This window comes from Thermomonas mangrovi (assembly GCF_028201335.1).
Classification (GTDB): Bacteria; Pseudomonadota; Gammaproteobacteria; order Xanthomonadales; family Xanthomonadaceae; genus Thermomonas; species Thermomonas mangrovi.
The window spans coordinates 40365-66202 of record NZ_JAPEVV010000009.1 but is presented as its reverse complement, the minus strand read 5'-3'; the positions used below and the strand labels follow the sequence as shown (position 1 = coordinate 66202).

Here is a 25838-nt window from a genome sequence, read left to right as displayed (position 1 = left end):
CGGCGTTACCGGCGGCGCGCCTCCACCAGCCACTGGTAGGCCGACAGATGCAGGCGCATTGCCTCGGTGTCCATGCCCAGGCGCGGGGCGAGCTCCAGCAAGGGCAGCAGCGCGCGCTCGGTGGCCTCGGGCTCGAACACGCGCGCCGTGCAGGCCTGCACCTCCCAGCCCGCCTGCGCGAACAGGGCCACCATCGTCGGCTGGGTGAAGAAGCGCAGGTGGGTGCGGTCCAGCAGGCCGTCGTCGGCGTAATCCCAGCGTGCCTGCAGCAATTGGTAGACCAGCGACACGTGGCCCACGTTGGGGATGCAGGCCACGCAGCGGGCCTCCACCGAGGCGCGTGCGGCGAGCCCCGCCAGCGTGGCCAGCGGATCGCGCAGGTGTTCGAGCACGTCGCCCAGCACCACCAGGTCCCAGCCCGGTCCGGGGCGCAGCTGGTCGAGCGCCTGCCAGCAGGCTGCGGCCTCGATGTCGCCCAGCACCACACGCGTGCAGGCGGCCTGGGCGCGCCGGGCCGCGGCGGCATCGCATTCGACGCCTGTGTAATCGGCCGCAGGGTGGCCGGCGCGGTAGGCGCGGGCCAGGACGCCGCTGCCGCAACCGATCTCGAGGACGTAGCGCGCGCCTGCCGGCAGGCGTGCCAGCAGGTCGGTGTTGAGGCGGTCGTGGTAATCCGCGGGTGCGGTCATCGCCGCATCCGGGCGCGCACCGCGGTCGCCAGCGCGCCGCCTGCGAGTGCGGCCGGGACCGGCAGCACCAGGCCGGCCACCGCCATCCAGGCGGGATGCGCCGGTATCGCCACGATCATCCCGACCACCCCGGCGGTGACCATCAGGCCCGGCACCAACGCCGCCATGCGCGGTCGCGCGCTGCCGGCGAGCAGGGCAGCGACGAAGCCGCCATCGAAGGCCACGATGACCCAGGCCACCACGACCATCAGCAGCGCACCCATCGGCAGGGTGCCGACCAGGCGTGCCATGTCGGCGTTGTTGGCGGGGTCGATGCCCGGAGGCGGCGGATACAGCGCGTGGCCGGCGAATTCGACCAGCATGATGGTCGCGAAGGCAGTCGCCAGTCCGGCGAGCGCGGCAAGCAAGGTACGGCCCATGGAGTCCCCTCCCGTGGTTGCCGGTGCACTCTCGCGCGCGGCCCTCTCGCCCGCAAGCACGGCGTAGGATGGCGGCATGAGCGGACACCAGCGCACGTTGACGATGCGGTTCCTGGCCGAGCCCACCGACGTGAACTACGGTGGCAAGGTGCACGGCGGCCAGGTGATGAAGTGGATCGACCAGGCCGGCTATGCCGCGGCGGTGGGCTGGAGCGGTCGCTACAGCGTGACCGTGGCGGTGGGCGGGATCCGCTTCGTCGCGCCGATCCGGATCAGCGACCTGGTCACGGTCAAGACCACCCTGGTGCATACCGGGACCACCTCGATGCACTTCGCGGTCGACGTGCATGCGCGCGATCCGATGGACGAGCACGGCGACCGCCTGTGCACGCATTGCGTGATCGTGTTCGTCGCCCTGGACGGGGTGGAGGGCAGCCCGGTTCCGGTCCCCGGCTGGACGCCGACCACCGACGAGGACCGCCGGCTGGCCGAGTACGCCCTGCAGGTGATGGCCCTGAGCAAGGGCATCGAGGAGACCGTCGCGCGCTACCGCGAGGCCGGGCGCCCCGACTGAGGCTGCAAACGAAAACGCCGCCCGGAGGCGGCGTCGTGCGGGCGTGCGAAGGGCGGGCTCAGCCGCCGACCGCGACCCGGCGCGCTTCCATGTACTTCTGCGCCCAGTAGCCGCTGGTGAGGCTGGACACGGTGACGTCCCGGCCGGTGCGCGGGGCGTGCAGGAACTTGCCGTCGCCAACGTAGATGCCGACGTGGTCGACCCGGCCGCGACGACCGAAGAACACGAGGTCGCCTTCGGCCAGCGCGGTGCGGTCGGTGATCGCGACGCCTTCGTTGGCCATCGCGCGGGACACGCGCGGCAAGTCGATGCCGATGCTGCGGAACACGTAGCCCACCAGGCCGCTGCAGTCGAAGCCGCCATCCGGGCTGCTGCCGCCCCAGCGGTACGGGGTACCGAGCAGGGCGAACGCGCGCTGCAGGACGGTCTTGACCCGGGTCGAGGTGCTCGGCGCGGCGCTCGCGGCCTGCAGGGCCTGCAGCTGCTCGGCGATCGGGGCGGAATCCGGGGTGGCCAACTCGACCGGGGCCATGGCGGCCAGCGGATCGGACGGTGCAGGCGTCGCGGGGATGTTCGAAACCGCCGGCGGCGGGTTGGCGGCCAGCAGGGGCGCCGACAGCGCCGCGAGCAGGAGGGCCAGGGAGAGCCGCAGGACGCGGCGGGCGGTATGGCCGTGGGGCAGGGAAGCTGTCGTCACGCGGTCATCACGAGTTCGAACCGAGGGCGACTATGCCCGTGATGGCCGGGTGAAGGGTAAAAAGAACGTTAGCCGGACGCGACTGAATGCGGGATCCCGTCACAATTTCGGCCGCGACGCCTGTTCATGTTTGTCCGGACCGGCTGAATGCGCGCCGCGCAAGTGCCTGATTCGACTGGAATCAGTGGAGGAGGCGACGTGCGCCGGTGTAGTGCTCACGCCACCAGCTGCCGTCGAGGCGGTCCAGGCGCACGGTGCCGCCACTGTTGGGGGCATGGACGAAACGGCCCTCGCCCACGTAGATCCCGACATGGCTGACAGCCCCGCCGCTGCTGAAGAACACGAGGTCGCCGCCGGCCAGCTGGCCGGGCGCGATCCGCGGTCCCTGCAGGCCGAACAGCTCGCGCGAGGTGCGCGGCAGGCGCACGTCCAGCATGTCGCGGAACACGTAGTTCACCAGTCCGCTGCAGTCGAAGCCGCCCTCGGGGGTATTCCCGCCCCAGCGGTACGGCGTGCCGACCAGGCTGATGGCGCGCATCAGCACGGCATTCGCGCGTGCCGGGTCGGCCGGGGCGACCACCGGCCAGGCGCGCGGGGGTGGGGATGCGACGCGGGCGCGGTGGCTGGCTTCGCCGCCGCCGCAGCCGGCCAGCCAGGCCATCGATAGCGCCAGCGCGGCGATGCGCCGATAATGCGCGCCCGGTCGCTGCTGGCAGTCGGCTGGTTCCATCATCCGCGCAGTGTTCCCGCATCGCCCCGACGCGGCAAGCGCCACCACCCGAGGATCCGCATGAAGATCGAGAAAGACCGCGTCGTCCGCTTCCACTATGCCGTCGCCGAGACCGGCCAGGCGGCGGTCGAGAACTCCAAGGACGGCGGCGAGCCGATCGCCATCCTGTTCGGCCACGGCAACATCATCCCTGGCCTGGAGAAGGCGATGGACGGGCGCGAGGCCGGCGACAGCTTCCAGGCCACGGTGCCGGCCGCGGAAGCCTACGGCGAGCGCCGCGAGGGCCTGAGCCAGCGCATCCCGAAGAAGCACTTCGGCGCGCAGAAGCTGGAGCCCGGCATGCAGGTCGTGCTGCAGACCAACTTCGGGCCGCGCGCGGTCACCATCGAGAAGGTGGGGATGAGCGTGGTCGACGTCGACCTGAACCACCCGATGGCCGGCAAGGACCTCGACTTCGACATCGAGATCGTCGAAGTGCGCGAGGCCAGCGCCGAAGAACTGGCGCATGGCCATGTGCACGGCGAGGGTGGCCACCACCATTGATCCGATGGACCGTCCGGCGCCTGCTGCGCTCGCCGCTGCGCGCGCGTACGGTGCTCGCAATCCTCATTGACGCCTGAGTCGACTGAGGTTGCTGCGCTCCGCGCGCACGCGAAGCGCCTTCGCTCGCGACGGCTCCGATCCGCTTCATGCATCCGGCACGGCCCGCGCAAGCGGGCCGTTTCCATTGGCCATGCCGGAAGGCGCAGTGACCTCCGGCGCGTTGTGGCGGCCGCCGCGGAATGCGCTAATGTCCGGACGCCACGCATCGGGGGATGCCACATGCATGCAGAATTCCGGCCGGTCGCCTCCAGTGACCGCATCCAGGCGCTGGACGTCGTCCGCGGGGTCGCCCTGTTGGGCATCGCGCTGATGAACGTCGAGTTCTTCAACCGACCGATCGGCGACCTGGATGCCGGGTTGCCGCTGGGTGCCACCGGGCTCGACTATTGGGCCGGCTGGCTGGTGCAGGTCTTCGTCCGCGGCAAGTTCTGGACGATGTTCTCGCTGCTGTTCGGGATGGGCTTCGCGGTGATGCTGGCGCGCGCGACGGTGGCCGGCCGCGGCTTCCTCTTGCCCTACCTGCGGCGCACGCTGGCGCTGGCGGCGTTCGGCGCGCTGCACTTCATCGCGGTGTGGACCGGCGACATCCTCTTCAGCTACGCCACCGGCGCCCTGCTGCTGGTGATCGTGTTCGCCGCCAAGCCGCAGGTGCTGCTGTGGCTGGGCGTGGTGCTGCTCCTGCTGGCGGCGGCCTTCGGCGCGGCGGGCGCCGTCGGGCATCCGCTGCCGTGGCAGCCCATGCTCGGCTTCGGAATCCCCGTGCTCCTGCTCGGGGCGGTCGCGTACGCATTGCGACGCTGGCCGGTCTCGGGCTGGCGGGCCGCGGGCCTGGCGCTGTACCTGTTGCCGGCGCTTGCGATGACGCTCGGCAGCGCCGCGATGCTCGGACGTCCGCCCGAAGCGGAGCAGGATCGGGTCCGCCTGGCCGAGGCGAGGACGCCGGTCGAACGCAAGGCGATCGAGGCCGGCATCGCGCAGCGCGCCGCGCAACGCGCGACCCACCTGCAGGACATCGCCGACGAGACCCGGCTGATGCGCGGCGAGAGCTACGCCGACGCCACCGCCTGGCGCGCGGGCCATTTCCTGAAGATGCAGGGCCAGTCGGTCGGGTTCGCGATCATCGTGCTGGGCCTGTTCCTGTTGGGCGCCTGGTTCATCCGTGCCGGGGTGATGACCGATCCCGCCGCGCACCTGGGCCTGTTCCGCTGGCTGGCCTGGTTGGGCATCCCGTTGGGGATCGGGCTCAGCGTGGCCGGGGTGCTGCTCGCGCCCAGCCACCTGCGCGGGCAGAACGATGCCGCGTTCCAGGTAGCAATGGGCCTGGGGCTGCTCGGCAGCCTGGCGGCCAGCCTCGGCTACATCGGCGCGATCGTGCTGGGCCTGCACGGTCGCTTGCGACGGTGGCTGGCGCTGCTGGCACCGGCGGGGCGGATGGCGCTGACCAACTACATCGCGCAGTCGGTGATCGGCACCTGGGTGTTCTATGGCTACGGGCTGGGGCACTGGGGCATGCCGCGCGCGCAGCAGTTGCTCTACGTGGTGCTGGTGTTCGCGCTGCAAGTGTTGGCCAGCCGCTGGTGGCTGTCGCGGTTCCGCTACGGCCCGCTCGAGTGGCTCTGGCGGTGGGCGACCTACGGGCGACCGCCAGCGATGCGAATCAGCGCCTGATCCGCGAGACCGGAGGTTCCGGCGACGATATCCTGTGCCCGTCGATCCGGCCGTGGCGCCGGATCCCCGGCCACTGCGGAGTCCAGATCCATGCAATCCGAAGCCCTCCACGCAGGCGATGCGGGTGGACACGCGCTGCCGCGCGACACCGACGTCCTCGTCATCGGTGCCGGCGTCTCCGGCCTTGCTTGCGCGCTTGCCCTCCTGCAGGACGGCCGGGGGGTGACTGTGATCGACGCGGGCCGGATCGGTGGCGGCGCCTCGCACGGCAACTGCGGGACCATCACCCCCAGCCATGCGCCGCCGCTGGCGGCGCCGGGCACGATCACGCGCGCGCTGAAATGGATGTTCACGCCGGACGCGCCGCTCTATATCCCGGCGCGCTTCGACCCGGCGCTGTGGCGCTGGCTCGGGGGTTTCGCGCGGCGCTGCAACCACCACGACTGGCTGCAGAGCGCGCGCGCCAAATCGGCCCTGCTCAACGATTCCCGTGCCCGGCTTGCCGACTGGATCGCCACCCACGGCCTCGACTGCGAATTCACCGAAAGCGGCGAGGACTACGTCTTCCACACGCAGTCGGCGATGGACAAGGAGCTGCGAGAGCTGCCGATGCTGCGCGAGTTCGGGATCGCCTCCGAGGTGATCGACGGGCCCGCCTTCGAGGCGCAGGAACCCGCGCTGAAGCCTGGCGTGGCCGGCGCGATCCGTTTCTCCGGGGATGCCGCGTTGCGTCCCGACAAGTACGTCGCGGAGCTTGCACGCGCGGTGCGCGAACGTGGCGGCACGATCCTCGAGCATTGCGCCTTGCACGCGCTGGAGGCCGATGCCGAAGGCGTGCGCGCCACCACCGCCGCGGGCGAATTGCGCGCGCGCGACGCCGTGGTCGCCGCCGGCGCATGGTCGCCGCTGCTGGCCTCGACCATCGGGCTGCGCTGGTTGCGCAAGGCGATCCAGCCCGGTAAGGGCTACTCGATCACCTACAGCGCGCCGGGCCTGGTGCCCAGGCGTCCGTTGACCCTGCGCGAGGTCTCGGTGTGCGTGACCGCGTGGCCCAGCGGCTTCCGCCTCGGCAGCACGATGGAGTTCTCCGGCTACGACGACAGCCTCAACGAACGCCGCCTCGGCGCGCTCGAGCGCGGCGCGCGCAAGTACCTGCACGCGCCGGTCGGCCCAGAGCTGCGCGAGCGATGGTTCGGCTGGCGCCCGATGAGCCGCGACGACATCCCGCTGATCGGCCGCGCGCCCGGGCACCGGCACCTGTGGCTGGCCACCGGGCACGGCATGATGGGCGTGGGCATGAGCGCGGGCACCGGGCAGTTGCTCGCCGACCTGGTCGCCGGTCGCGCGCCCGCGGTGGATCCCGCGGCATTCGATCCAGCGCGTTTCGCATGAACGACGCCGGCGCGGGCGAGGTCGCCTTCGATGACGTCTGCATCCTGCATCGCGGGCGCATCCCGCTGCTGGTCAGCCTGCCGCACGATGGCAGCGACATCCCCGCGGACTTGCGTGTGCGGATGACACCGACCGCGCGTAACGCGCCGGACACCGACTGGCACGTATCGCGGCTGTACGCGTTCGCGCGCGACATGGGCGCGTCGATGCTGGTGCCGCGCTGGTCGCGCTACGTCATCGACCTCAACCGCGGCGAGGACGACACCAGCCTGTACCCGGGCCAGAACACCACCGGCCTGGTGCCGCTGGTGCGCTTCGATGGCGAGCCCGTGTACCTGCCCGGCATGGAACCCGACGCTGGCGAGGTGGCCGCCCGCATCGCGCGCTACTGGCGGCCCTACCACCAGGCCCTGCGCGGTGAGCTGGACCGGCTGCGCGCGGCGCATGGGCGCGTGCTGCTGTGGGAAGGGCATTCCATCCGCGGCACCGGCCTGCCGTTCCTGTTCGACGGCCGCTTGCCCGACCTCAATCTCGGGACGGCCAGTGGCGCCAGCTGCGCGCCGCACGTGCAGGCGGGGGTCGAGGCCGTGATGGGCCGGCAAGCCGGGTACGACTGGGTGGCGAACGGACGCTTCAAGGGCGGCCACATCACCCGCCACTACGGCGATCCCGCCAACGGCATCGACGCGGTGCAGCTGGAACTCAGCCAGCGCACCTACATGGACGAGGCCTCGCTCGCGTACGACGAAGTCGCGGCAACCCGTTTGCAGCCGTTGCTCGGGACCATGCTGGAGGCCGCGCTGGCGGCATGAAAAAGGCGGCCGATGGCCGCCTTTTCCGGGGTGTCGCGCAACCTGCCGTTACTTGGCGCCGGGTCCGATGTACTTGCCGAGGAAGGCCTCGATGCGGTTGTAGAGCTCGGTGATGTTCTTCGGATTGGAGAATCCGTGGCCCTCGCCCGCGCCCAGGAAGGTGTCCGCGGGGTTGCCGGCGTCGCGGAGCGCCGCGTCCATCGCGCGGAACTGGTTCATGCCGACGTTCGAATCCGACTTGCCGTGCACCAGCATCACCGGGATCTTGACCTCGCCGGCGCGCTTGGCCGGGGATGCCTTCGCGAGCACCTCCATGTCCTCGCCTAGCGAGCGGGAGAAGAAACGCTCGGTGTCCTCGGCCTCGGCTTCCTTGCTCTTGCTCAGCAGCGGAAGGTCGTAGACGCCGACGTATCCGATCGCGCACTTGTACATGCCGGGATTGAGGATCGGCTGCATCAGCGCCGAATAGCCGCCGAAGCTGGCGCCGTACATGCACACCCGGTCCGGGTCTGCCAGCTTGGCGTCGATCGCATACTTCAGCGCATCGGTGATGTCGTTCTGGATCATCCCGCCCCATTGCTTGTAGGACGCGTTGATGAAGCGGTCGCCGCGGCCGCCGGAACCGCGGTAGTTGACCTGCAGGACGCCGTAGCCGCGGTTGGCGAGGAACTGCACGTCGTCCTCGAAGCCCCAGGTGTCGGCCGGTCCGAACGGGCCGCCATGCGGCATCACCACGGTCGGCACCGGGCCCTTCGCGCCAACCGGCGCGGTGAAGAAGCCGTACAGGACCTGGCCATCGCGGGTCTTGAACTCGATCGGGCGCATCGATGCCAGCGCCTTGCCCTCGAACCACGGCCGGCGGGATCCGACCTGCGCGATCTTGTTCCCGTTCTTGCGATCGATGACGTAGTAGTTGGCCGGCACGCGGTCGCTGCGCGTGGTGAACAGGACCTTGCCGTCGTCGCGGGTGAACTGCAGGAAATACACCATCTGCCCGGCGAAGCGCTTCATCAGCGCGGCATGCAGCTGCGCCCACTCGGAGGCCGGATCCAGGTACTGCACGCTGGGTGCGGCGGCCGTGTACGCCACCGCGAACGGAACCCGCTCGCGGCCGGCGGTCATGAGGGCGCCGACTTCGACGTCGTCGCGGCCGGCCAGTCGGGTGCGGGTTCCGGCGGCGAGGTCGATCTTGTAGAGCTGCACGGGCTCGCCCTTGTCGGAAACAAGGCCGTAGAGCGTGTTGTTGTCCTGCGCGAACACACCGCCGTTCACCTCGTACCCGGCGATCGACGCCGGAAGGGGCGTCCATGGCGACGAAGGCGTCGGGCGGTAGCTCATCTTGGGCGTGCCGTCCGCCTGTTCCGAGTACGCCAACCGGGCGATGCCCTGGTGGTCGAACAGCAGCGAGCTCTCGACGTCGCCGTCCTTGATGCGCTCCACTTCCTGGCGGTTGCCAGTGCGGGTATCGACCTTGAAGACGACCGTGTCGCCGTCCTCGCCGCACTCGCTCGGATAGCAATAGAACTTCACCAGAGCCATCCCAGGCTCCTTGTCGAGCACCTTCTCCAGGAATGCCCAGCCCAGGTCCTTGTTGCGGCCACGCTTGGTGCCCTCGTCCGGCACATAGGCGAACAGCGTGCGTTGCCGGGCCCCCGTGAGGTCGGTCGACATCAGCTGCCCCATGGAGCGAGTGAACTCCTCCATCGGGAATCGCTTGGCGCGCGCGACGGTCACCGTTTCGTCATCAGTCCAGGTCACGCCCGTCACGTGGGATTCCTGGCCGAAGCGCAGCGTCTTGATCGTGCTGCCATCGGCCAGCTTCACGATCTGCAGATTGGTTTCCTTGCCATCCACCGAGGGAATCGCCATGGCCAGGTAATCGCCGGTCGGAGAGAGCGCGACGTCGTCGATTTCGGCGTAGCGCGCGAAATCCTCGGCCGGGATGACCTGCGCCTGCGCGGCAAGCGGCAAGAGCGCGGTGGCGAGGACCGCGAGCGGAGCGAACTTCATCTGGGTTTCCCTCATCGCCACGTCCTGTGGCGTTCGGGCGGAAGGATAACGGTCCCGGGAGCGGATCGCGCCCCCGTCAATAATTCACACCTCGAGCGTGGCGAGGTCGCCCTTCTGCTCCAGCCAGGATTTGCGATCGCCGGCACGCTTCTTCGCCAGCAGCATGTCCATCAGCGCGCGGGTGGCATCGTCGTCGTCGACGGTCAGCTGCACGAGCCGGCGGGTGTCGACGTGCATCGTCGATTCCCGCAGCTGCTGCGGGTTCATTTCGCCGAGCCCCTTGAAGCGGGTGACGTTGACCTGGCCCTTGAGCTTCTCGCGCTGGATCTTCTCCAGCAGCAGGCGCTTTTCCTCTTCGTCCAGCGCGTAGAACACCTGCTTGCCCACGTCCACGCGGAACAGCGGCGGCATCGCCACGAATACGTGGCCGGCGCGCACCAGGGCGGGGAAATGGCGCAGGAACAGCGCGCTGAGCAGGGTGGCGATGTGCAACCCGTCGCTGTCGGCATCGGCGAGGATGACGACCTTGCCGTAGCGCAGGCCCTCGATGTCGTCCTTGCCCGGGTCGCAGCCGATGGCGACGGCGAGGTCATGCACTTCCTGCGATCCGAGCACTTGGCCCGAGGCCACCTCCCAGGTGTTCAGGATCTTTCCGCGCAAGGGCAGGATGGCCTGGAAGTCCTTGTCGCGGGCCTGTCGCGCGCTGCCGCCGGCGGAATCGCCCTCGACCAGGAACAGCTCGGTGCGCGACAGGTCCTGGCTGATGCAGTCGGCCAGCTTGCCCGGCAAGGCCGGGCCCTGGGTCACCTTCTTGCGGACGACCTGCTTCTCGGTCTTCAGGCGCGCCGATGCGCGCTCGATCGCCAGCTGGGCGATCTTCTCGCCGAACTCGGTGTGCTGGTTGAGCCACAGCGAGAACGCGTCGTGCGCGGCGCCTTCGACGAAGCCGGCGGCCTGCCGCGAGCTCAGGCGCTCCTTGGTCTGCCCGCTGAACTGCGGGTCGGTCATCTTCAGCGACAACACGAAGGCGACGCGGTCCCACACGTCCTCCGGCGCCAGCTTCACGCCGCGCGGCAGCAGGTTGCGGAAGTCGCAGAACTCGCGCAGCGCGTCGGTGAAGCCGGTGCGCAGGCCGTTGACGTGGGTGCCGTGCTGCGCGGTCGGGATCAGGTTGACGTAGCTTTCCTGCACCAGCTCGCCGTCCGGCACCCAGGCCACGGCCCAGTCGACCACCTCGGTGTCCTTGCGGAAGTTGCCGACGAACAGCTCGGGCGGCAGCAGTTCGCGGTCGGCGAGTTCGCCCTTGAGGTAGTCGCGGAGGCCATCCTCGTAATGCCATTCGGCGCGTTCGCCGCTGGCCTCGTCGAACAGGCTGACGGTGAGCCCGGGGCAGAGCACCGCCTTGGCCCGCAGCAGGTGCTTGAGCGCGCGCAAGGCGAACTTCGGGGTGTCGAAGTACTTCGGGTCCGGCCAGAAGCGCAGCCGGGTGCCGGTGTTCTTCCTGCCCACGCTGCCGACCACCTCCAGCTTCGACGCACGGTCGCCGTCGGCGAAGGCCATGTGGTATTCGTTGCCGTCGCGCTTGATGTAGACGTCGACGCGCCGGCTCAGCGCGTTCACCACGCTCACGCCGACGCCGTGCAGGCCGCCGCTGAAGGTGTAGTTCTTGTTGCTGAACTTGCCGCCCGCGTGCAGCCGGGTGAGGATCAATTCGACGCCGGGGATCTTCTCCTCCGGATGGATGTCCACCGGCATGCCGCGGCCGTCGTCGGCCACCTCGCAGCTGCCGTCGGCATGCAGCGTGACCGCTATGCTGCGCGCATGGCCGGCGAGGGCCTCGTCGACGGCATTGTCGATGACCTCCTGGGCCAGGTGGTTCGGGCGGGCGGTGTCGGTGTACATGCCGGGCCGGCGCTTGACAGGATCCAGGCCCGAGAGGACTTCGATGTCGGCGGCGTTGTAGCGACTGCTCATGGCGTCGTGGTCACTTGGAGGCCGGGCCCGCGTCGAGCTTGTTGCCGGTGTACGGATTGAACCCGTAGTTGCCGGGGAAGGATTCGCCGCTGACCGGGTCGATCCGCGGCCGCAGCAGGCTGCCCAGCGGGAGGCGGTACGCGAACCGCTGTCCGTCGATCTCGAAGCGCAACGATCCGTCCGTCGTCGCATCGGCGAAGCGCTTGCCGGCGCCATCCTTGCCGGGGAACACGAGGATGTGCATCTGGTCCGCGTTCTTCTCGTCGATCTGGTTGAGGACGGTCTTGAGCATGGCCGCGATCATCTTCATTTCGCTGCCGAGCCGCTTGTCGTCCAGCGGGGAATACGCTTTCCCGTCATCGCCCAGCAATCGCAGGGATTTCCGCAACTCATCCTGGCCTGCGTACTCGTCCTCCTCGCCGAATGACTGCCGCGTCTTCGTGGACACCACGACGGTGTAGTTGTCGAAGAGCGCCAGCACCTTGCGGTTCTGCGTCGAACCCGGGTCGTCGCCATTCGACTGCATCGCCTTGGCCCAGAATGCCGACGGCATCCAGATGAGCAGGTAGAAATGGGTGTCCGACGCGCGGAACTTCTGCAGGTCCTGGAGGATGTCGCCGAGGTTCGTCTCGGCGGGTGTCCGCATCTGGTAGGACGGCGGATCGGCCGGGGGCGTCGCGTGGCTCGGCCGCACCGCCAGCAGGCTGGCCGCGAACAGGATCCGGAACAGGGTTTGGGCACGCATGCGGGATTCGATCGGCTCGTCTTGGCAAAGCCGGGAGAGTGGCCTTTGCAGGATGGCGGGTCAAGGCGGACGGTGCCGGTCTGCCGGTCTCCCCGGATCCCTGCAGACTGCTTCGCCGGTACGGGTTTGTCCTTGGATATCAACGGCTTCCGGCGCACTCGCGTGCAGCCGCCCGCGCTTGCCCTTAGAATGCGCATTTCCAGCAGCGTGCTGCCGCCATGACCTCCCCTGCACCCCAGACCCCGCTCGTCTTCGTCACCGGAGGCGTGGTGTCCTCGCTTGGCAAGGGCATCGCCGCCGCGTCCCTCGCCGCGATCCTCGAAGCGCGTGGCCTGAAGGTCACGATGATGAAGCTGGATCCGTACCTGAACGTGGACCCGGGCACGATGAGCCCGTTCCAGCACGGCGAGGTCTACGTCACCGACGACGGCGCGGAGACCGACCTCGACCTCGGCCACTACGAGCGCTTCGTCAACACCCGCCTGTCGGGCCTGAACTCGATCACCACCGGCAAGATCTACGAGGCGGTGATCCGCAAGGAACGCCGCGGCGACTATCTCGGGGGCACCGTGCAGGTCATCCCGCACGTCACCGACGAGATCAAGCGTTGCATCGACGCGGCCACCGCCGGCTACGACGTCGCCCTGGTCGAGATCGGCGGCACCGTCGGCGACATCGAGTCGCTGCCGTTCCTGGAGGCGATCCGCCAGGTCCGCATCGAGCGCGGGCCGGACAAGGCGATGTTCATGCACCTGACCCTGGTGCCCTACATCGCCGCGGCCGGCGAGCTGAAGACCAAGCCGACCCAGCACTCGGTGAAGGAACTGCGCGGCATCGGCATCCAGCCCGACGTGCTGATGTGCCGCAGCGAGAAGCCGCTGCCGGACGGCGAGCGCCGCAAGATCGCGCTGTTCACCAATGTCCCCGAGAAGGCGGTGATCTCGGCGATCGACCTCGACAACATCCACAAGATCCCGCGCTGGCTGCACGGCCAGGGCCTGGACCAGCTGGTGGTCGACCAGTTGCGCCTGCATGGCAAGGCCGGCGACGCCGACCTGTCCGAATGGGATGCGGTGGTCGATGCCGCCGAACACCCGATCGACGAGGTCACCATCGCGGTGGTCGGCAAGTACGTCGACCACAAGGACGCCTACAAGTCGGTCGGCGAGGCGCTCAAGCACGGCGGCATCCGCCAGCGCACCCGGGTCAACCTGGCCTGGCTCGAAGCGGAAGACGTGGAGCGCGAGGGTGCCGAGGCGCTGCTGAGCGCGGTGGACGGGATCCTGGTGCCCGGCGGCTTCGGCGACCGCGGCTTCGAAGGCAAGGTGATGACCGCGCGCTACGCCCGCGAGACCGGGATGCCGTACTTCGGCATCTGCTACGGCATGCAGGCGGCGGTGGTCGACGTCGCACGCAACGTCGCCGGGCTGGCCGGCGCCAACAGCACCGAGAACGACCGCGCCAGCGCGCACCCGGTGATCGGGCTGATCACCGAATGGCGCACGCAGAGCGGCGAAGTCGAACGCCGCAGCGAGGACTCCGACCTCGGCGGCACCATGCGCCTGGGCCTGCAGGAGCAGCGGCTCAAGCCCGGCACGCTGTCGCACCGGCTGTACGGCCGCGACGTCGTCGGCGAACGCCACCGCCACCGCTACGAATTCAACAACCGCTACCGCACCCAGCTCGAGGACGCCGGCCTGGTGATCTCGGCGAAGTCGATGGACGACCTGCTGGTGGAGATGGTCGAGCTGCCGCAGCCCGCGCATCCGTGGTTCCTGGCCTGCCAGGCGCATCCCGAGTTCCTGTCCACCCCGCGCCACGGGCATCCGCTGTTCGTCGGCTTCATCCGCGCCGCGCGCGAGCGCAAGGCCGGCGGCAAGCTGCTGAAGGAGGCCAGCGCATGAAGCTGTGCGGCTTCGAGGTCGGCCTCGACCAGCCCCTGTTCCTGATCGCCGGGCCCTGCGTGATCGAGTCCGAACAGCTGCAGCTGGATGTCGCCGGCCAGCTCAAGGAGATCACCGCGGCGCTGGGCATCAACTTCATCTTCAAGTCGAGCTTCGACAAGGCCAACCGCACCTCCGGCACCAGCTTCCGCGGCCCCGGCATGGAAGAGGGCCTGCGCGTGCTGGCCGAGGTCAAGCGGCAGCTCGGGGTGCCGGTGCTGACCGATGTCCACGAATACACGCCGATGCAGGAAGTGGCCTCGGTGGTGGACGTGCTGCAGACGCCCGCGTTCCTGGTGCGGCAGACGGACTTCATCCGCAACGTGTGCAGCGCCGGCAAGCCGGTGAACATCAAGAAGGGCCAGTTCCTGTCGCCGTGGGACATGAAGCCCGTGGTCGACAAGGCGAAGTCCACCGGCAACAGCCAGATCATGGTCTGCGAGCGCGGCGCCTCGTTCGGCTACAACAACCTGGTCAGCGACATGCGCAGCCTCGCGGTGATGCGCGAGACCGGCTGCCCGGTGGTGTTCGACGCCACCCATTCGGTGCAGCTGCCGGGCGGGCAGGGCAGCAGCAGCGGCGGCCAGCGCGAGTTCGTGCCGGTGCTGGCGCGTGCCGCGGTCGCGGTCGGCGTGTCCGGCCTGTTCATGGAAACCCACCCCGATCCCGCCAACGCGCTCTCCGACGGCCCCAACGCGGTCCCGCTGGGGCGCATGCGCGCCCTGCTCGAGACCCTGCTCGAGCTCGACGCGGTGACCAAGCGCAACGGCTTCCTCGAAACCTCCTTCTGACTGCAGACGTCCCACACGATGACCACGATCGCCTCCATCCACGCCCGCGAGATCCTCGACAGCCGCGGCAATCCCACCCTCGAAGCCGATGTCGTGCTGGCGGACGGCGCGTTCGGCCGCGCGATGGTGCCCTCGGGCGCATCGACCGGCACCAAGGAAGCGGTGGAGCTGCGCGACGGCGACAAGACCCGCTACCTCGGCAAGGGCGTACAGCAGGCGGTGGCGAACGTGAACGGCCCGATCGCCGACATGCTGCGCGGCCAGGATGCCGCCGACCAGCGCGGCCTCGACCAGCGTTTGGTCGACCTCGACGGCACCGAGAACAAGGGGCGCCTGGGCGCGAACGCGCTGCTGGCGGTGTCGATGGCGAACGCGCACGCGATGGCGGCCTCGCGCCGGCAGCCGCTGTGGCAGTACCTCGCCTCGATCAGCCAGCACCCGGCCGGCTGGCGGCCCAGCCTGCCGGTGCCGATGATGAACATCATCAACGGCGGTGCGCATGCCGACAACAACGTCGACCTGCAGGAGTTCATGGTGCTGCCGGTCGGCGTGGGCAGCTTCGCCGAGGCGCTGCGCGCCGGCGCCGAGGTCTTCCACGCGCTGAAGTCGGTGCTCAAGGGCCGTGGCCTGTCCACCGCGGTCGGCGACGAAGGCGGCTTCGCCCCCGACCTGCGCAGCAACGAGGAAGCGCTGGAGACCATCCTCGAGGCGATCGGCAAGGCCGGCTACAAGGCCGGTGAGGACATCGTGCTGGGCCTCGACGTCGCCTCCAGCGAGTTCTTCGAGAACGGCAAGTACAACCTCACCGGCGAGGGCAAGCGGCTGGCGCCGGAGCAGTTCGTCGAGTTCCTCGCCGGCTGGTGCGACCAGTACCCGATCGTGACCATCGAGGACGGCATGGCCGAGCACGACTGGGCGGGCTGGAAGCAGCTCACCGACCGCCTCGGCAAGCGCGTGCAGCTGGTCGGCGACGACCTGTTCGTGACCAACCCGCGGATCTTCCGCGACGGCATCGCGCAGGGCGTGGCCAATGCGATCCTGATCAAGGTCAACCAGATCGGCACCCTCAGCGAGACCCTCGAGGCGATCGCGATGGCCGATGCCGCCGGCTACGCGGCGATCGTCTCGCACCGCTCGGGCGAGACCGAGGACACCACCATCGCCGACATCGCGGTCGCGACCACCGCGACCCAGATCAAGACCGGCTCGCTGTGCCGCAGCGACCGCGTGGCCAAGTACAACCAGCTGTTGCGCATCGAGCAGCAACTGGGCGCGGACGCCCGCTATGCCGGCCGCGATGCCTTCGTCTCCCTGCGCTGACGCGACCGCCCGCCGGTGAAGCCGATGCGCGTGCTGCTGCTGTTGCTGGCCGGGCTGCTGGCGTTGCTGCAGTACCGGTTCTGGCTCGGCAGCGGCGGCCAGCACGAGGTCGAGGCCCTGCGCGGGCAGGTCCAGCGCCAGCAGGCGGAGAACCAGCGCCTTCAGGAGCGCAATGCCGCGCTCGCCGCGGAGGTCGAGGACCTCAAGTCGGGCGAGGCCGCGGTGGAAGAGCGCGCGCGCAGCGAACTGGGCATGGTCAAGCCGGGCGAGACTTTCTACCGGGTGATCGAGGACGCCGGCAACGCGGCCCCGCCCGCCGCGCCGCCGGCGGATCCGCCGCGATGAGCGCATGGGCCCTGGTGCCCGCGGCCGGCAGCGGCCGCCGCTTCGGTGGCGAGGTCCCCAAGCAATACCTGCAGGCGGCCGGCAAGCCATTGCTGCGGCATGCGCTGGAGGCCTTGCTGGCGCATCCCGGCATCGACGGCGCAGTGGTCGCCCTGGCCGACGGCGACGCGCGCTGGCCCGGCTGGACCACCTTGCATGGCAAGCCGGTGCTGGCCTGCCGCGGCGGCGCCGAACGCGCCGATTCGGTCCTCGCCGCGCTCGCCGCGCTCCCCGCCGGGGTCGCCGACGACGCGCTGGTGCTGGTCCACGATGCCGCACGCCCGAACCTGCAGGCCGCCGACATCGGGGCCTTGCTGGAGGCCGCCGCCGCGCATCCCGATGGCGCGATCCTGGCGGCGCCGGTGCGCGACACGCTCAAGCGCGCGGATGCCGGTGGCCGCATCCTGGCGACCGAGCCGCGCCAGGCGCTGTGGCGCGCCCTGACCCCGCAGGCATTCCGCCGCGACCTGTTGCTGCGCGCGCTGCAGGCGGCGCGCGACGCCGGCCTCGTCGCCACCGACGAGGCGATGGCGGTGGAGCGCCTCGGGTGCCGCCCGCGCCTGGTCGAAGGCCGCGAGGACAACCTCAAGGTGACCACCCCGGCCGATCTCGCGCTGGCCGACTTCCTGCTTTCGAGGCGCAGTCCATGAGCGATATCCGCATCGGCACCGGCTTCGACGTGCATGCCTTCGGCGCTGGCGACCATGTCGTGCTCGGCGGCGTGCGCATCGCCCACGACCACGGCGTGCTCGCCCACAGCGATGGCGACGTCGTCCTGCATGCGCTGTGCGATGCGATCCTCGGCGCGCTGGCGCTGGGCGACATCGGCCGGCATTTCCCGCCCTCCGACCCGCGCTGGAAGGGTGCGGACAGCCGCGACTTCCTGCGCCATTGCGACGCGCTGGCGCGTGCGCGCGGCTGGCGGGTCGGCAATTGCGACGTCACCGTGGTCTGCGAACGGCCGAAGGTCGGGCCGCATGCGCAGGCGATGCGCGAGGCCATCGCCGCCGACCTCGGGATCGTGGTCGACGCGGTGAGCGTGAAGGCCACCACGACCGAGGCGCTCGGCTTCACCGGCCGCGGCGAAGGCATCGCGGCGCAGGCCGCCTGCCTGCTCGTGCGCGATGCGTGACGCGATCCGCGCGCACGGCGCGCCGGTCCTCGCCGCGCGCATCCGCGCGACGCCGGAAGACTTCTTCGTCGAGGAGTTGCCCGCGTTCGCGGCGAGCGGGGCCGGCGAGCACCTGCTGCTGACCATCGAGAAGCGCGGCATGAACACCGCCTTCGCAGCGCGTCGCCTGGCCGAGTGGGCGGGGGTGGCGGAATCGGCGATCGGCGTTGCCGGGCTCAAGGACCGGCACGCGGTCACCCGCCAGCGCTTCACCGTGTGGCTGCCGAAGAAGGTCGCGCCGGACATCGAGGGCTTGCAATCCGACGACCTGCGCGTGCTCGACCATGCCTGGCACGCGCGCAAGCTGCCGCGCGGCGCGCTGGCCGGCAACCGCTTCGTGCTGGTGCTGCGCCAGGTCGACGGCGCGCGCGACGCGATCGCCGCCCGCCTGGCCGCGATCGCCGCGCGTGGCGTGCCTAACCATTTCGGCGAGCAGCGCTTCGGTCGCGGTGGCGGCAACGTGCAGCAGGCGGTGGCGATGTTCGCCGGCCGCCGGGTGAAGCGCGAGGAGCGCGCGATGCTGCTGTCCGCGGCGCGGTCGGAGCTGTTCAACCGGGTGCTCGACGCGCGGGTGGCGGCGGGCAGCTGGGACGCCGCGCTCGAAGGCGAGGTGTGGATGCTCGACGGCAGCCGCAGCGTGTTCGGCCCGGAACCGCATACCGATGCCTTGCAGGCTCGGCTCGAGGCCTTCGACATCCATCCGACCGGGCCGTTGTGGGGCGCCGGCGAGTTGCGCAGCGTCGGGGTCGCGCGCGAGGTCGAACTCGAGGCGCTGCAGGGCGACACCGCCACCCGCCTGCGCAACGGGCTGGAGCGCGCCGGGCTGGCGCAGGAACGGCGCGCGTTGCGGCTGCGGCCGGAGGGGCTGGCCTGGGACTGGCGCGGCGAGGACGCGCTGGAACTGCGCTTCAGCCTGCCGCCCGGCTGTTACGCGACCACGGTCCTGCGCGAACTGGGCGACGTGGTCGACGCCGCCACAGCCTAGCGCTTCTCCAGCAGCACCAGCACCGCGCCGGTCCCGCCCTGCGCGGCCGGCGGCGAGTGGAAGGCGAGCACGTCGGCGCGCTGGCGCAGCACACGGTCGACCAGGTTCTTGAGCACCGGCAGGCGCTCCTCCGAATTGCGGCCCTTGCCGTGCACGATCCGCACGCAGCCGACGCCATGCGTGCGGCAGTCGCGCAGGAATTCGCGCAGCAGCGCCTCGGCGGTGCGCGCGGGCAGGCCGTGCAGGTCGAGTTCCTCCTGCGCCGCGTACTCGCCGCGCGCGAGCTTCTTCAGCACCTGCGGCGGCACCGATTCGCGCCGATGCGACAGCACGTCGCCGGCCTCCAGCGCGGCCACCACCGCGTGGCGGAATTCTTCGCGGGCGGCGGCCTCGTCGCGGCGTGCCATCTTCGCCGCGGGGCGCGGCTTGGGCGCGGCGGGCGGGGGCGTGGCGTCGGGCAGGGCGCGCACCTTGCCGCGATCGGCGCCGATCGCGTCGCGGAACAGCGCGGCGTCGTCCAGCGCGTCGTCGGCGGGCGGGCGTTTTCGCATCGGCGCAGGGTATCGCAGCGCCCATCCGGTATCATGCCGGCATGCAGAACGAAGCGATGTCGTAAGCGGATGCGCGTCCTGGTCAGCAACGACGACGGCGTCGACGCCCCCGGCATCCAGGCCCTGGCCAAGGGCCTGCGCGAGGCCGGCCACGAGGTCCTGGTGGTCGCGCCGGACCGCGACCGCAGCGGGGCCAGCAACTCGCTGACCCTGGACGCGCCGATCCGCGTGCTGCGCCTCGATGCGTGGACGTGGAAGGTCTACGGTACCCCCACCGATTGCGTGCACGTGGCGATCACCGGGATGCTCGACGCGATGGGGCTGGCGCCGGACATCGTGGTGTCGGGCATCAACAACACCGCCAACCTCGGCGACGACGTGATCTATTCCGGCACGGTGGCCGCGGCGATGGAAGGCCGCTTCCTCGGCCTCCCCGCGGTGGCGGTGTCGCTGGTCACCGCCGACCACAAGGGCCTGCACTACGAGACCGCGGCGCGCGCGGCGGTGGAAATCATCGCCCGCCTGCGCACCGACCCGCTGCCGGCCAACACCATCCTCAACGTCAACGTGCCGGACCTGCCGTGGACGCAAGTCCGCGGCTTCGAGACCAGCCGCCTGGGCAACCGCCACCGTGCCGAACCCTGCACCCCGCAGCAGGACCCGCGCGGGCGCGAATGGTGGTGGATCGGCGCGGCCGGCGAGGAACAGGACGCCGGCCCCGGCACCGATTTCCACGCGGTACGCAGCGGCTACATCGCGATCTCCCCGATCCACGTCGACCTGACGCGCTACCAGGCGCTGGAGCAGGTGGCGAGCTGGGTCGGCGGCCTGGGCCAGGCACTGGGGCGCGACGCATGATCTCGCGCCTGCGCCTGCAGCCGGCCGACGTCGGCATCGGCATGACCGGGCAGCGCGCCCGCGACCGCCTGGTCGAGCGCCTGCGCAACGGCGGCACCCTGCAGCGGCCGCTGCCGCCGATCGGCGACGAACGCGTGCTCAATGCGATCCGCACCGTGCCGCGCCACCAGTTCGTCGACGAGGCGCTGGCCGCGCGGGCCTACGAGGACGACGCGCTGCCGATCGGGCATGGGCAGACGATTTCGCAGCCATGGGTGGTGGCCCGGATGACCGAGGCCCTGCTGGAGACCGCGCCGAAGAAGGTGCTGGAAGTCGGCACCGGCTCCGGCTACCAGGCGGCGGTGCTGGCCGCGCTGGGGCTGGAGGTGTTCACTGTCGAACGCATCGGCGACCTGTTGCGCACCGCGCGCAAGCGATTCCGCGCGCTCGGCCTGCACGTGCGCAGCAAGCACGACGACGGCCGCATCGGCTGGCCGGAGGAAGCGCCGTTCGACGCGATCATCGTGACCGCGGCCGGGCCGGCGCTGGTGGATGCGCTGGTCGCGCAACTCGCGCCGGGCGGCACCCTGGTCGCGCCGGTCGGCGGGTCGGGTGGCCAGTCGCTGCTGCGGTTGCGCAAGCGCGAGGACGGCAGCATCGAGCAGGCCGACCTGGGTCCGGTGATCTTCGTGCCGCTGCTGTCCGGGATGACCGATCGATGAACCTGTTCCGCCCGTTGTACGAACGCGCGTTGCGCTGGTCGCGGCATCCGAAGGCGCCATCGCTGCTTGGCGGCCTCAGCTTCGCCGAGGCGATCGTGTTCCCGGTGATGCCGGAAGTGATGCTGGCGCCGATGTGCCTGGCCCAGCCGCGCCGCGGCTTCTGGTTCGCCACCATCAGCCTGGCGTTCTCGCTGCTCGGCGCGGTGGTGGGCTACCTGCTCGGCCACTACGCCTATGAGCTGGTGAAGCCGCTGCTGGAGAGCCTGGGCTGGCTGGACAAGATCGATGCGCAGGTCACCCACCTGCGCGAGATCACCGCGGAATCGCCCTGGAAGGCGTTCTGGCTGCTGGTGCTGGCCGGCTTCACCCCGATCCCGCTGAAGATCTTCACCTGGGCCAGCGGCATCGTCGGGATCCCGATGCTGCCCTTCCTCGCCAGCATGCTGGTCGGGCGCGGCAAGCGCGTCTACCTGGTCGCCGCGGCGATCCGCCTGGGCGGCGAACGCGCCGAGCGCGCGCTGCATCGCTGGATCGAACACATCGGCTGGGGCGTGCTGGTGCTGCTGGCCGCCGGCATCGGTTGGTTGCTGTTGCGGGGCCATGGGGCATGATGCGGGGCATGCGCACGCCTCGCCTCGCCGCCGCTTGCAGCCTGCTCGTCCTCCTTGCCGCCTGCGGGCGCAGCCACGTGGTGCGCGAACCGGGTGGCAGCGGAGTACGCGGCGAGCGCCCGGTGCAGGTGTCGCAGCCCAAGTACGGCGCGACCGCGGTGGTCCAGCGTGGCCAGACCGTGTACCGGATCGCCACCGAGAACGGCATCACCGCGCTCGACCTGGCGCTGTGGAACGACATCCCGCCGCCGTACACGATCTATCCCGGGCAACGCCTGCGCCTGTACCCCGGTGGTGCGGTGAAGCCATCGCGGCCGGCGACGTCGTCGGCGTCCACCAAGCCCGCGCCGAAACCCGCCGCGCCCGTCGCACCGCCGCCGGCCGCGAGCTCGCTGGGCTGGCGTTGGCCCACCGACGGCAATGTCTTCGGCAGCTTCGCCGCCGGCGACCCGACCCGGCAGGGCATCGACATCGCCGGCAAGGCCGGGCAGCCCGTGCGCGCGGCCGCGGAGGGCGTGGTGGTCTATTCCGGCTCGGGGCTGGTCGGCTACGGCGAGCTGGTGATCGTCAAGCATAACGACCAATGGCTCTCGGCCTACGGCCACAACCGCGCGCGGCTGGTCAACGAAGGCCAGCTGGTGAAGGCCGGCCAGCAGATCGCCGAGATGGGCCGCAGCGGCGCGGCGCGCGACATGCTGCATTTCGAGATCCGCTACAACGGCAAGCCGGTCGATCCGCAGGCGTACCTGCCGAAGCGGTAGTCGGAATCGCCTCACGGAACCGCGGATCCCGGCCCGGCGCCACGCGCCGGGCGTTCACCGGCGCGCAGTCCTGCGGACTGCAGGCGACGCCGGTCCACACGCTGCAACGGCAAGCCGGTCGACCCGCAGGCCTATTTGCCGAAGCGCTGGGCGGGTGCTCCAGCAGGCACGGATGCCTCCGGATTTGATCCGACGCAGGAAGTGCGCGGGTGGTCGGCGATAATCTCGCCGCCATGTCGCTGCGCCATCGCCACCGCCTGCTGCTCTCGCTTGCCTTCGCGGGCAGCCTGCTGCTGGCCCTGGTGCCGAGCCTCGGCCGCCTGCACCAGGCCTTCGCGCAGGATCCACTGGCGAGCCAGCTCGGCCAGTTCTGTACCAGCGATGGCCTGGTGGCGCGTGCCGAGCTGTCGCGCTGGCTGGCGGGTGATGCCGGCGACCCCGCGCCACGGGCGCCCGCCGACGATTGCGACTATTGCCCGTTGCTGGTGGCGCCCGCGCTTCCGGTGGCGGGCCTGCCGGTGCCGCCGGCGCAACCGCTGCCGCAGGCCCGCACCGCGTTGCGCGTTCAACCGCGGCTGCCGCAACGCCACCTGATCGGATGGGCCCCGCGCGGGCCGCCGGTGTCGAACGCGGGCTGAGTCCGCCTGCCGATCCATCGACACCTGCCCGGGCGCTCGCCAGCCGCGATGCGCCGGGTGCCCTTGGCCGCGCCGCCGTGCGCCGGCCGCATCCGATCACGGAGTTCCCATGCGTCCTCATTTCCTGCTGGTCGCGCCGCTCGCGGCCGCGATTCTCGCTGCATTGCCCACCATCGCCCGCGCGTCCGACCCGCCCACCGCCGACGGCGACACCGTCCTGCCGAAGGTCGTCGTGGAAGGCACCCGCGCCAACATCGCACCGGCCCGTGCGGTCGACGGCGCCTCCCTCGAAGCCCGCGCCGCGGCGACCAGCGATGCCGCCTCGCTGCTGGAAGGCCAGCCCGGCGTCTGGATCAATGCCGCCGGCGGCGTCTCCGGCCTGCCCTCGATCCGCGGCCTCGCCGACGACCGCCTGCGCATCCGCCTCGACGGCGCCGACATCACCGCCTCGTGCCCGAACCACATGAACCCGGTGCTGTCCTACGTGGCGCCGTCGGATGTCGCCCGCATCGTGGTGTACCCGGGCATCACCCCGGTCTCGCAGGGCGGCGACTCGATCGGCGGCAGCATCGTCGTCGAGCGCAGCCAGCCCAGCTTCGCGGCTGCGGGGGAGGGCATCGTGCTGTCCGGCGAACTGGGCACGTATTACCGCAGCAATGGCGACGCCCACGGCGCGAATGCCTCGCTAACCATCGCCAGCGAGCACCTCAGCGTGCGCTACACCGGCGCCACCGCGCGTGCGGGCAACTATCGCGCGGGGGGCGAGTTCAAGGACTACGACTTCACCGGCCGCGAGGGCCACACGCTGGACAGGGACGAGGTGGGCTCGACCGGCTACGTCTCACACAACCAGTCCCTGCAGCTGGCCTATACCAACGGCGACCACCTGCTGGAGGCGCGCCTCGGCTGGCAGCAGATCCCGCGCCAGGACTACCCGAACCAGCGCATGGACCTGACCGACAACCGCCAGCGCAGCACCAACCTGCGCTACCTCGGGCAGTTCGGCTGGGGACGGCTGGAGGCACGGGCGTATCGCGAGACCCTGGACCACGCGATGGATTTCGGCCCGGACAAGCGGTTCTGGTACGGCGCGGCATCGGGCGGCAACAACCCGCCCGGCGGACAGGCGACCCCGTGCGCGCCGATCGGGCCGACCTGCGCGGCCGGCATGCCGATGCTGACTTCGAGCGACACCACCGCCTTCATGCTGGATGCGGACATCACGTTGCAGGGCGAGGATCGCCTGCGACTGGGACTGGAGCAGCGCGCCTATCGGCTCGACGACTGGTGGCCCCCGTCGGGCGGCATGATGTCGCCGGGCGAGTTCTGGAACATCCGCGACGGCGAGCGCGACCGCACCGCGGCCTACGCCGAGTGGGAACACCACCTCGGCCCGCGCTGGACCGCGGAGCTCGGCGTGCGCTACGAGCGCGTGCGGATGGATGCCGGCCCGGTGCAGGGCTACAACCCCGCGAGCAACATGATGGGCTCCTGGCAGATGCGCGATGCGGCGCTGTTCAACGCGGCGGACCGGGCACGCTCCGATGGCAACTGGGATGCCACCGCGCTCCTGCGGCAGTCGGTCTCGGACCGCATGGACATCGCCTACGGCCTGGCCCGCAAGGTGCGTTCACCCGGCCTGTACGAAGTCTTCCCGTGGTCGACATGGACCATGGCCGCGGTCATGAACAACTTCGTGGGCGACGGCAATGGCTACGTCGGCAACCTCGCGCTGGCGCCGGAGCGCGCGCTCACTGCGTCGGTGACCTTCGACCTGCACGCCGCCGACCGTCGCTGGGAATTGCAGGCCACGCCCTACGTGACCTCGATCGCCGACTACATCGATGCGATCCAGTGGAATCCCGACACCAATGCCGCGCGCAGCGTGCCGGTGCGCAACGCCTTCACGGTGCTGAAGTACGTGAACCAGGACGCGCGGCTGCACGGCCTGGACCTCTCCGGCAAGGCGCGCCTGAGGGAAACCGGGCTCGGGGTCTTCGCGCTGCAGGGCACGCTGTCGTGGATGCAGGGCGAGAACCGGACCACCGGCGATGGCCTCTACAACCGGATGCCGGCGAATGCGCGACTGTCGCTGACCCAGCGGCTCGGCGGCTGGGACAATGCGCTGGAGCTGGTGGCCGTGGCCCGCAAGGACGACGTGTCGCAGGTCCGCAACGAGCTGGAGACCGCGGGCTACGGCTTGCTGCACCTGCGGTTCTCGCGGGCGTGGTCGGCGCTGCAGGTCGACTTCGGGGTGGAGAACCTGTGCGACCGCCACTACGCCCTGCCGACGGGTGGCGCCTACCTCGGCCAAGGCACCACGATGTCGATCAATCCGCCGGTGCCGAACTATCCGCGGTGGGGGACGCAGGTGCCGGGGCCTGGGCGTTCGCTGTACGCGGCCGTGACCCTGGCGTTCTGAGCCCGGCGCCGTCAGCCGGGGAGTACGAAGCCGGCGGCGACCCGCCGGCCTTCGCCCGCCAGCACCGAATAGGTCCGGGCGGCCGCGGCATTGGTCATCACCTCCAGCCCGATCCCGCGCTGGAGGCAGGTGGCGAGGACCGCGGCGGGCGGGAACACCTGGGTGGCGCCGGTGCCCAGCAGCACCAGTTCGGGCGCCAGCGCGAGCAGGGCGTCGAGGTCGGCCGGGACCATGCTGCGGGCGGCGGTTACCGGCCAGTCTTCGACCAGCGCGTCCGGGGCGACGATGAAGCTGCGCAGCAGGCGTTGCTCGTTGACCAGCGCGGAGGCGCCGTCGGCTCCGCGCAGGAAGTAACGGTAGTCCGGCGGTTCGAGGTTGAGCTGCATCCC

The 25838-nt window shown here is 70.5% G+C and carries 27 protein-coding genes; 18 read left to right on the top strand and 9 right to left on the bottom strand.

The genetic code is table 11. The annotated features are described in order from the left end of the window. Nucleotides 1-5 precede the first annotated feature (5 nt). Both ON759_RS12795 and ON759_RS12790 read right to left on the bottom strand, forming a co-directional pair. Nucleotides 6-689: a class I SAM-dependent methyltransferase gene (locus ON759_RS12795; RefSeq protein WP_271680778.1), complete on the bottom strand. Its 684-nt coding sequence runs from the start codon at nt 687-689 to the stop codon at nt 6-8. Continuing rightward, nucleotides 686-1108 carry a hypothetical protein gene (locus tag ON759_RS12790; protein WP_271680777.1) on the bottom strand — a complete coding sequence of 141 codons (423 nt, stop codon included), beginning with the start codon at nt 1106-1108 and terminating at the stop codon, nt 686-688. The genes ON759_RS12795 and ON759_RS12790 overlap by 4 nt, the downstream gene beginning before the upstream one ends. 76 nt (nt 1109-1184) lie before the next feature. Here ON759_RS12790 and ON759_RS12785 point away from each other — a divergent pair, with 76 nt between their 5' ends. After that, entirely contained in the window at nt 1185-1682 is a 498-nt protein-coding gene (locus tag ON759_RS12785; RefSeq protein ID WP_271680776.1) for an acyl-CoA thioesterase, read from the top strand. Nucleotides 1683-1740: 58 nt separating this feature from the next. Here the strand turns inward: ON759_RS12785 and ON759_RS12780 are convergent, their stop codons facing one another. Continuing rightward, nucleotides 1741-2379, bottom strand: a complete 639-nt coding sequence (locus tag ON759_RS12780) for a C40 family peptidase (protein WP_271680775.1) — start codon at nt 2377-2379, stop codon at nt 1741-1743. Between the two features lie 181 nt (nt 2380-2560). After that, nucleotides 2561-3112: a C40 family peptidase gene (locus tag ON759_RS12775; protein WP_345780552.1), complete on the bottom strand. Its 552-nt coding sequence runs from the start codon at nt 3110-3112 to the stop codon at nt 2561-2563. 57 nt (nt 3113-3169) lie between these two features. Here ON759_RS12775 and ON759_RS12770 point away from each other — a divergent pair, with 57 nt between their 5' ends. From ON759_RS12770 to hutG, 4 genes are all read left to right on the top strand, one after another. Next, nucleotides 3170-3652: an FKBP-type peptidyl-prolyl cis-trans isomerase gene (locus ON759_RS12770; RefSeq protein WP_271680774.1), complete on the top strand. Its 483-nt coding sequence runs from the start codon at nt 3170-3172 to the stop codon at nt 3650-3652. 279 nt (nt 3653-3931) lie between these two features. Beyond that, on the top strand, nt 3932-5380 hold the full coding sequence (locus ON759_RS12765) for a DUF418 domain-containing protein (protein WP_271680773.1): 1449 nt from the start codon (nt 3932-3934) through the stop codon (nt 5378-5380). 90 nt (nt 5381-5470) lie between these two features. After that, nucleotides 5471-6772: an NAD(P)/FAD-dependent oxidoreductase gene (locus tag ON759_RS12760; protein ID WP_271680772.1), complete on the top strand. Its 1302-nt coding sequence runs from the start codon at nt 5471-5473 to the stop codon at nt 6770-6772. After that, nucleotides 6769-7584 carry an N-formylglutamate deformylase gene (gene hutG / locus ON759_RS12755; RefSeq protein WP_271680771.1) on the top strand — a complete coding sequence of 272 codons (816 nt, stop codon included), beginning with the start codon at nt 6769-6771 and terminating at the stop codon, nt 7582-7584. The genes ON759_RS12760 and hutG overlap by 4 nt, the downstream gene beginning before the upstream one ends. A 48-nt stretch (nt 7585-7632) precedes the next feature. Here hutG and ON759_RS12750 read toward each other — a convergent pair whose 3' ends face one another. From ON759_RS12750 to ON759_RS12740, 3 genes are all read right to left on the bottom strand, one after another. Further along, nucleotides 7633-9594 carry an alpha/beta hydrolase family protein gene (locus tag ON759_RS12750; RefSeq protein WP_271680770.1) on the bottom strand — a complete coding sequence of 654 codons (1962 nt, stop codon included), beginning with the start codon at nt 9592-9594 and terminating at the stop codon, nt 7633-7635. An 84-nt stretch (nt 9595-9678) separates the two neighbouring features. Continuing rightward, on the bottom strand, nt 9679-11568 hold the full coding sequence (gene parE / locus ON759_RS12745) for a DNA topoisomerase IV subunit B (RefSeq protein WP_271680769.1): 1890 nt from the start codon (nt 11566-11568) through the stop codon (nt 9679-9681). Nucleotides 11569-11578: 10 nt separating this feature from the next. Beyond that, complete coding sequence (locus ON759_RS12740) at nt 11579-12313, bottom strand: hypothetical protein (protein WP_271680768.1); 735 nt, start codon at nt 12311-12313, stop codon at nt 11579-11581. Between the two features lie 218 nt (nt 12314-12531). Here ON759_RS12740 and pyrG point away from each other — a divergent pair, with 218 nt between their 5' ends. Genes pyrG through truD form a run of 7 tightly spaced genes read left to right on the top strand, consistent with a single transcriptional unit; the run spans nt 12532 to nt 18907 of the window. Then, nucleotides 12532-14217 carry a CTP synthase gene (pyrG, locus tag ON759_RS12735; protein WP_271680767.1) on the top strand — a complete coding sequence of 562 codons (1686 nt, stop codon included), beginning with the start codon at nt 12532-12534 and terminating at the stop codon, nt 14215-14217. Next, on the top strand, nt 14214-15047 hold the full coding sequence (gene kdsA, locus ON759_RS12730) for a 3-deoxy-8-phosphooctulonate synthase (protein ID WP_271680766.1): 834 nt from the start codon (nt 14214-14216) through the stop codon (nt 15045-15047). The genes pyrG and kdsA overlap by 4 nt, the downstream gene beginning before the upstream one ends. An 18-nt stretch (nt 15048-15065) precedes the next feature. Beyond that, entirely contained in the window at nt 15066-16367 is a 1302-nt protein-coding gene (gene eno, locus ON759_RS12725; protein ID WP_271680765.1) for a phosphopyruvate hydratase, read from the top strand. Between the two features lie 15 nt (nt 16368-16382). Then, nucleotides 16383-16712 carry a cell division protein FtsB gene (gene ftsB, locus ON759_RS12720; protein ID WP_425608482.1) on the top strand — a complete coding sequence of 110 codons (330 nt, stop codon included), beginning with the start codon at nt 16383-16385 and terminating at the stop codon, nt 16710-16712. Further along, nucleotides 16709-17401 (top strand): 2-C-methyl-D-erythritol 4-phosphate cytidylyltransferase, encoded by a 693-nt coding sequence (gene ispD / locus ON759_RS12715; RefSeq protein WP_271680764.1) that lies wholly within the window; start codon nt 16709-16711, stop codon nt 17399-17401. Before ftsB ends, ispD begins: the two co-directional genes overlap by 4 nt. Beyond that, nucleotides 17398-17883 carry a 2-C-methyl-D-erythritol 2,4-cyclodiphosphate synthase gene (gene ispF / locus ON759_RS12710; protein WP_271680763.1) on the top strand — a complete coding sequence of 162 codons (486 nt, stop codon included), beginning with the start codon at nt 17398-17400 and terminating at the stop codon, nt 17881-17883. The genes ispD and ispF overlap by 4 nt, the downstream gene beginning before the upstream one ends. Continuing rightward, entirely contained in the window at nt 17876-18907 is a 1032-nt protein-coding gene (gene truD, locus ON759_RS12705) for a tRNA pseudouridine(13) synthase TruD (protein ID WP_271680762.1), read from the top strand. Before ispF ends, truD begins: the two co-directional genes overlap by 8 nt. On the opposite strand, the gene ON759_RS12700 is transcribed toward truD, so the two are convergent. Beyond that, complete coding sequence (locus tag ON759_RS12700; protein WP_271680761.1) at nt 18904-19458, bottom strand: Smr/MutS family protein; 555 nt, start codon at nt 19456-19458, stop codon at nt 18904-18906. The genes truD and ON759_RS12700 overlap by 4 nt on opposite strands. A gap of 69 nt (nt 19459-19527) precedes the next feature. Here ON759_RS12700 and surE point away from each other — a divergent pair, with 69 nt between their 5' ends. The 6 genes from surE to ON759_RS12670 all read left to right on the top strand — a co-directional run bounded on the left by surE (nt 19528) and on the right by ON759_RS12670 (nt 25449). Then, nucleotides 19528-20316, top strand: a complete 789-nt coding sequence (gene surE / locus ON759_RS12695) for a 5'/3'-nucleotidase SurE (RefSeq protein ID WP_271680760.1) — start codon at nt 19528-19530, stop codon at nt 20314-20316. Next, nucleotides 20313-21017 carry a protein-L-isoaspartate(D-aspartate) O-methyltransferase gene (locus tag ON759_RS12690; RefSeq protein ID WP_271680759.1) on the top strand — a complete coding sequence of 235 codons (705 nt, stop codon included), beginning with the start codon at nt 20313-20315 and terminating at the stop codon, nt 21015-21017. The genes surE and ON759_RS12690 overlap by 4 nt, the downstream gene beginning before the upstream one ends. Further along, the gene (locus tag ON759_RS12685; RefSeq protein WP_271680758.1) at nt 21014-21628 is read left to right on the top strand and encodes a YqaA family protein; all 615 of its coding nucleotides are present in this window, start codon (nt 21014-21016) and stop codon (nt 21626-21628) included. Before ON759_RS12690 ends, ON759_RS12685 begins: the two co-directional genes overlap by 4 nt. Nucleotides 21629-21636: 8 nt before the next feature. Then, entirely contained in the window at nt 21637-22389 is a 753-nt protein-coding gene (locus ON759_RS12680) for a peptidoglycan DD-metalloendopeptidase family protein (RefSeq protein ID WP_271680757.1), read from the top strand. A gap of 233 nt (nt 22390-22622) precedes the next feature. Further along, on the top strand, nt 22623-23027 hold the full coding sequence (locus ON759_RS12675; RefSeq protein ID WP_271680756.1) for a DUF2946 family protein: 405 nt from the start codon (nt 22623-22625) through the stop codon (nt 23025-23027). A 109-nt stretch (nt 23028-23136) separates the two neighbouring features. Continuing rightward, nucleotides 23137-25449 (top strand): TonB-dependent receptor, encoded by a 2313-nt coding sequence (locus ON759_RS12670; RefSeq protein WP_271680755.1) that lies wholly within the window; start codon nt 23137-23139, stop codon nt 25447-25449. An 11-nt stretch (nt 25450-25460) separates the two neighbouring features. On the opposite strand, the gene ON759_RS12665 is transcribed toward ON759_RS12670, so the two are convergent. Beyond that, nucleotides 25461-25835, bottom strand: a complete 375-nt coding sequence (locus ON759_RS12665) for an Mth938-like domain-containing protein (protein WP_271680754.1) — start codon at nt 25833-25835, stop codon at nt 25461-25463. Nucleotides 25836-25838: the final 3 nt, after the last annotated feature.

Bases quoted from the DNA above. Each gene is read 5' to 3' on its own strand.
- ON759_RS12740 (WP_271680768.1), bottom strand. From the start codon at position 12,313: ATGCGTGCCCAAACCCTGTTCCGGATCCTGTTCGCGGCCAGCCTGCTG.
- ispD (WP_271680764.1), top strand. From the start codon at position 16,709: ATGAGCGCATGGGCCCTGGTGCCCGCGGCCGGCAGCGGCCGCCGCTTC.
- ON759_RS12680 (WP_271680757.1), top strand. From the start codon at position 21,637: ATGCGCACGCCTCGCCTCGCCGCCGCTTGCAGCCTGCTCGTCCTCCTT.
- ON759_RS12675 (WP_271680756.1), top strand. From the start codon at position 22,623: ATGTCGCTGCGCCATCGCCACCGCCTGCTGCTCTCGCTTGCCTTCGCG.
- ON759_RS12685 (WP_271680758.1), top strand. From the start codon at position 21,014: ATGAACCTGTTCCGCCCGTTGTACGAACGCGCGTTGCGCTGGTCGCGG.
- ON759_RS12750 (WP_271680770.1), bottom strand. From the start codon at position 9,594: ATGAAGTTCGCTCCGCTCGCGGTCCTCGCCACCGCGCTCTTGCCGCTT.
- truD (WP_271680762.1), top strand. From the start codon at position 17,876: ATGCGTGACGCGATCCGCGCGCACGGCGCGCCGGTCCTCGCCGCGCGC.
- ON759_RS12775 (WP_345780552.1), bottom strand. From the start codon at position 3,112: ATGATGGAACCAGCCGACTGCCAGCAGCGACCGGGCGCGCATTATCGG.
- ON759_RS12765 (WP_271680773.1), top strand. From the start codon at position 3,932: ATGCATGCAGAATTCCGGCCGGTCGCCTCCAGTGACCGCATCCAGGCG.
- ON759_RS12690 (WP_271680759.1), top strand. From the start codon at position 20,313: ATGATCTCGCGCCTGCGCCTGCAGCCGGCCGACGTCGGCATCGGCATG.
- ON759_RS12790 (WP_271680777.1), bottom strand. From the start codon at position 1,108: ATGGGCCGTACCTTGCTTGCCGCGCTCGCCGGACTGGCGACTGCCTTC.
- ON759_RS12670 (WP_271680755.1), top strand. From the start codon at position 23,137: ATGCGTCCTCATTTCCTGCTGGTCGCGCCGCTCGCGGCCGCGATTCTC.
- kdsA (WP_271680766.1), top strand. From the start codon at position 14,214: ATGAAGCTGTGCGGCTTCGAGGTCGGCCTCGACCAGCCCCTGTTCCTG.
- surE (WP_271680760.1), top strand. From the start codon at position 19,528: ATGCGCGTCCTGGTCAGCAACGACGACGGCGTCGACGCCCCCGGCATC.
- hutG (WP_271680771.1), top strand. From the start codon at position 6,769: ATGAACGACGCCGGCGCGGGCGAGGTCGCCTTCGATGACGTCTGCATC.
- ON759_RS12760 (WP_271680772.1), top strand. From the start codon at position 5,471: ATGCAATCCGAAGCCCTCCACGCAGGCGATGCGGGTGGACACGCGCTG.
- parE (WP_271680769.1), bottom strand. From the start codon at position 11,568: ATGAGCAGTCGCTACAACGCCGCCGACATCGAAGTCCTCTCGGGCCTG.
- ON759_RS12770 (WP_271680774.1), top strand. From the start codon at position 3,170: ATGAAGATCGAGAAAGACCGCGTCGTCCGCTTCCACTATGCCGTCGCC.
- ON759_RS12785 (WP_271680776.1), top strand. From the start codon at position 1,185: ATGAGCGGACACCAGCGCACGTTGACGATGCGGTTCCTGGCCGAGCCC.
- pyrG (WP_271680767.1), top strand. From the start codon at position 12,532: ATGACCTCCCCTGCACCCCAGACCCCGCTCGTCTTCGTCACCGGAGGC.
- ON759_RS12700 (WP_271680761.1), bottom strand. From the start codon at position 19,458: ATGCGAAAACGCCCGCCCGCCGACGACGCGCTGGACGACGCCGCGCTG.
- ispF (WP_271680763.1), top strand. From the start codon at position 17,398: ATGAGCGATATCCGCATCGGCACCGGCTTCGACGTGCATGCCTTCGGC.
- ON759_RS12665 (WP_271680754.1), bottom strand. From the start codon at position 25,835: ATGCAGCTCAACCTCGAACCGCCGGACTACCGTTACTTCCTGCGCGGA.
- ON759_RS12795 (WP_271680778.1), bottom strand. From the start codon at position 689: ATGACCGCACCCGCGGATTACCACGACCGCCTCAACACCGACCTGCTG.
- eno (WP_271680765.1), top strand. From the start codon at position 15,066: ATGACCACGATCGCCTCCATCCACGCCCGCGAGATCCTCGACAGCCGC.